At 69.0% G+C, this 4,177-nt stretch carries 4 protein-coding genes; all 4 read right to left on the bottom strand.

Annotation, left to right across the window (positions count from 1 at the left end; all coding sequences use genetic code 11):
- Positions 1-133: 133 nt before the first annotated feature.
- Positions 134-1,588 (bottom strand): GH1 family beta-glucosidase, encoded by a 1,455-nt coding sequence (locus ABZ646_RS41670; RefSeq protein WP_360531509.1) that lies wholly within the window; start codon positions 1,586-1,588, stop codon positions 134-136.
- Between the two features lie 100 nt (positions 1,589-1,688).
- Positions 1,689-2,594, bottom strand: a complete 906-nt coding sequence (locus tag ABZ646_RS41665) for a carbohydrate ABC transporter permease (protein ID WP_360531506.1) — start codon at positions 2,592-2,594, stop codon at positions 1,689-1,691.
- Positions 2,595-2,606: 12 nt separating this feature from the next.
- Positions 2,607-3,617: a sugar ABC transporter permease gene (locus ABZ646_RS41660; RefSeq protein WP_360531512.1), complete on the bottom strand. Its 1,011-nt coding sequence runs from the start codon at positions 3,615-3,617 to the stop codon at positions 2,607-2,609.
- A 5-nt stretch (positions 3,618-3,622) separates the two neighbouring features.
- Positions 3,623-4,177 (bottom strand): extracellular solute-binding protein (locus tag ABZ646_RS41655; protein ID WP_360531503.1); only part of this gene is annotated, 555 nt, incomplete at its 5' end.

The raw sequence follows: 4,177 nt of genomic DNA, 5'->3' as shown, positions 1-4,177 counted from the left end.
GTGAGCCGTACCTGGTCGGCGTCGGCGTGGGCGCCCGCTGCCCCCGCCTCGGTGGTACGGGGCTCCGGTTCGGCGTGGCCCGCCGTCTGGTTCTGGGAGGCGCCCGCCGGCCGTCCCCCAGAACGCCGCCGAATCACACCGCCGGCGCCACCGGTACCCCGGGCACCCCCGGCAGTGTCCCCGTGCGGGCCACCTCCCGGTACCAACGGGCGCTCGACTTCGGGGTTCGCTCCAGCGTCCCGTAGTCCACGTGCACCATGCCGAACCGCTTGGCATAGCCGTACGCCCACTCGAAGTTGTCCATCAGCGACCACAGGTAGTACCCACGGACGTCCGCCCCGTCGGTGATCGCCCGGTGCACCGCCGCCAGATGGCCGTGCAGATAGGCGATGCGCTCCGGGTCGTGCACCTGGCCGCCGGCGTCCACCTTGTCCTCGTACGCCGCGCCGTTCTCCGTGATGTACAGCGGCAGCCTCGGAGCCTCCTGCACGTAACGCATGATCAGTTCGTGCAGGCCGGTCGGATCGACCGTCCAGCCCATCTCGGTCCGCTCACCCGGCGTCTGGTGGAACGCCACGTCGTCCGCCCCCGGCCACGGTGAAAAGGAGCTCGCCCCGTGGCCATCGGCGCGCGGGCCGTCCGGCGCCCCGTCCACCGCCGACACCACCGTGGGCGTGTAGTAGTTGAGCCCGAGTGCATCCAGCGGCTGGCGGATCGCGCGCAGATCACCGTCGAGAACGTACGACCAGTCCGTGACCGTGGAGGTCGCCGCCAGCAGGGTCGCCGGATACGCCCCGTGCAGCAGCGGCCCGTGGAAGACGCCGTTGGCCAGGTCGTCGATCCGGCGGGCCGCGGCCAGGTCGGCGGGGCTCTGCGACAGTGGCCGTACCACCGACGAGTTGAGGCTGATGGCCACCTGGTTACGGGCCGGCATCACCGAGCGCAGGGCCGACGTGCCCAGCCCGTGCGCCAGGTTGAGATGGTGTGCGGCGCGCAGCGCGGCCACCGGATCGGTACGGCCCGGAGCGTGCACTCCGGAGCCGTAGCCCAGGAAGGCGCTGCACCAGGGTTCGTTCAGAGTGATCCACTGCTCGACCCGGTCGCCCAGCGCCTCGCCGACGATCCCCGCGTACTCGGCGAAGCGCAGGGCGGTGTCCCGCTCCGGCCAGCCGCCCGAGTCCTCCAGCTCCTGCGGCAGATCCCAGTGGTAGAGGGTGACCGCGGGCTTGATGCCGTGTGCCAGCAGCTCGTCCACCAGTCGGCGGTAGAAGTCCAGACCCACCTGGACGGCCGGGCCGCGTCCCGTCGGCTGCACACGCGACCAGGAGACCGAGAACCGGTAGGCGGTCAGGCCGAGTTCGGCCATCAGCGCCACGTCCTCGCGGTAGCGGTGGTAGTGGTCGACAGCGATGTCACCGTGGTCGCCGTCGGCGGTCTTGCCCGGCGTATGGCTGAAGGTGTCCCAGATCGACGGGGTACGGCCGCCCTCCCGTACCGCCCCCTCGATCTGGTACGCCGAGGTCGCGGCGCCCCAGAGGAAGGCGGGGGGAAAGGCCACCGGAGTCGCCGGCTGTGCGGACTGAGACATGGAAGCGCTCCCATAGAGGGTCGAGGAAACCGACAGACAGGATGGGGAAGGGGACGAAAAGAGAGGGCCGGGACTGCATTGTCCCGGCCCGGGAACGGGCTCAGCCCTTGACCGCGCCCTGCATGATGCCGCCGACGATCTGCTTGCCGAAGATCGCGAAGACCAGCAGCAGCGGCAGCGTGCCGAGCAGAGCACCCGCCATGATCAGGGACTGGTCCGGGGTGTAGCCGCGGCCCAGCCCTGCGATGGCGACCTGCACGGTCGGATTGCCGTTCTGGGACAGCACCAGGAACGGCCACAGGAAGTCGTTCCACGACTGCACGAACATCAGCATGCCGAGCACGGCCATCGCCGGCCGCGCCGCCGGGAACACCACGTGCCACACCACACGCCAACTGTTCGCACCGTCCACCCGGGCCGCCTCGATCAGCTCGTCCGGAAGTGCCTGCAGCAGGTACTGCCGCATGAAGAACACCCCGAACGCGCTCACCAGCGACGGAAGGATCACTGCCTGCAGCTGGTCGGACCAGTCCAGTTTCGCCACCATCATGTACAGCGGGATGATGCTGAGCTGCGGCGGCACCATCATCGTGCCGATCACCACCAGCATCAGGCCGTTACGGCCCCGGAACCGCAGCTTGGCGAAGGCGAACCCGGCGACGGTGGACAGGAACACGATGGTCGCCGCCGACACCCCCGCCACGATCGTCGTGTTGAGGAAGGCCTTGCCCAGGTTGGCGTCGGTCCAGGCGATCCGCAGGTTGTGCATCAGGTTCGAGCCGAACCAGAACGGCGGCGGGGTCTGCGCCAGCCGGTTGTTGTCACGAGACGCAGCGATCGCCGTCCACACCAGTGGGAACAGCGAGCCGAGGGTGAACAGCACCAGCACCGCGTACGCGACGGGCCCCGCGTGCAGCTGCCCGCCGGCCCGCGCCGCCTTGGGCCGCCGTACTCGCGCGGCCTTGGGCGGCGCGTCGCCGGAGGCGTCCGTCAGGGTCGTCGTCACAGCTGATTTCTCCTAACTGCTGGCGCGCAGCCGGCGCGAGATGACGTAGTTGACGACTCCGATCAGGATGAGGATCAGGAACATCGTCCAGGCGATCGCGGAGGCTCGGCCCAGGTGCTGGTTGACCCAGCCCTGCTCGTACAGGTACAGACCCAGCGTCTGGAACTGGTGATCGGTACCACCGGAGGCGCCCTTGATGGAGTCGAACATCAGCGGCTCGCCGAACAGCTGGCTCGCGCCGATCGTCGACACCACGGTGGTGAACAGGATGGTCGGCCGCAGCTGCGGCAGCGTCACATGGAAGAACTGCTGCCAGCGGTTGGCGCCGTCCAGCGCCGCCGACTCGTACAGGTCCTGCGGGATCGCCTGCATCGCCGCCAGGTAGATCAGCGCGTTGTAGCCGGTCCAGCGCCAGATGACCACTGACGACACCGCGAGCTGCGAGGACCACTTGTCGTTCTGCCAGTCGATCTTGTCGACGCCGACGAAGTGCAGCGCCCAGTTGATCACGCCGTAGTCACGGCCGAAGAGCAGCACGAACACCAGGGAGGCCGCGGCGATCGAGGTGGCGTACGGCGCCAGCATCGCCACCCGGAAGAAGGTGGAACCGCGCAGTTTGTAGTTGAGGAGGTGGGCGAGTCCCATCGCCATGAGCAACTGCGGGACGGTCGAAATGATGCCGATGGTCAGGGTGTTCTTCGCCGCGTTCCAGAAGAAGTCGTCGCCGAAGATCCGGGTGTAGTTGTGCAGGCCCGCCCACTGCATGTCGGTGGGCGCGGTCAGCTCCACCGTGTGCAGCGATGCCCAGCCGGTGTAGATCAGCGGGAACAGACCGAACGCGGCGAAGAGCAGGAAGAACGGGGAGACGAAGGCGTACGGGCTCCACCGCATGTCCCGCTGCCAGCGCCGGGACAGCCGCGTCCGGCGCTGCTCATCCGCCGCTGACGCGGGAGCCGCAGGGCCGCGGCCAGGGGCCGCGCCCCGGTCATGAACCAGGGGCGCGGCGTTGTCGTGCCGGGACATACCGGTCACTTCTCCAGGTTGTTGTCGATCGTCTTGGTGGCCGTCTGCCAGGCGTCGGCCGCAGACTTGCCCTTCGTCACGAGGATCACGCCGTTGTCGCCCAGCCCGGCGCCGATGATCTGGTCCTTCGGGCCGATGGGCTGCTGCGGGATGGACTTGGCGGCCTCGGCGAAGATCTGGCCGATCGGCGCGTCACCGGTCATGGTGTTCTTGGCGTTCTTGACCGAGGGCAGGTCGTAGGCGGCCGGCGCGCTCGGGAAGCTGCCCTGCACGCTGAAGAGCTTGGCCTGCTGGGCCGGGGCGGTGAGCCAGGCGACCAGCTGCTCCGCCTCCTTCACGTGCTTGCCGCTCTTGGGCACGGTCAGGAAGGTGCCGCCCCAGTTGCCGGCCTGCGGCGCGGCTGCGACGTCCCACTTGCCGGCCGCGTCGGGCTTCGACTGGCCCTTGAGGTAGCCGAGCATCCACGGCGGGCAGGCCATCGCCGCGAACTTGCTGTTGGCGATCGTCTGGTTCCACGCCGGCTGGAACTGGGTCTGCGACTGGAGCAGCCCCTCCGCGGC

This window comes from Streptomyces sp. NPDC007162, from assembly GCF_040634175.1.
In the GTDB taxonomy this organism is placed as follows: domain Bacteria; phylum Actinomycetota; class Actinomycetes; order Streptomycetales; family Streptomycetaceae; genus Streptomyces.
This window is presented reverse-complemented; position numbering and strand designations above follow the sequence as displayed.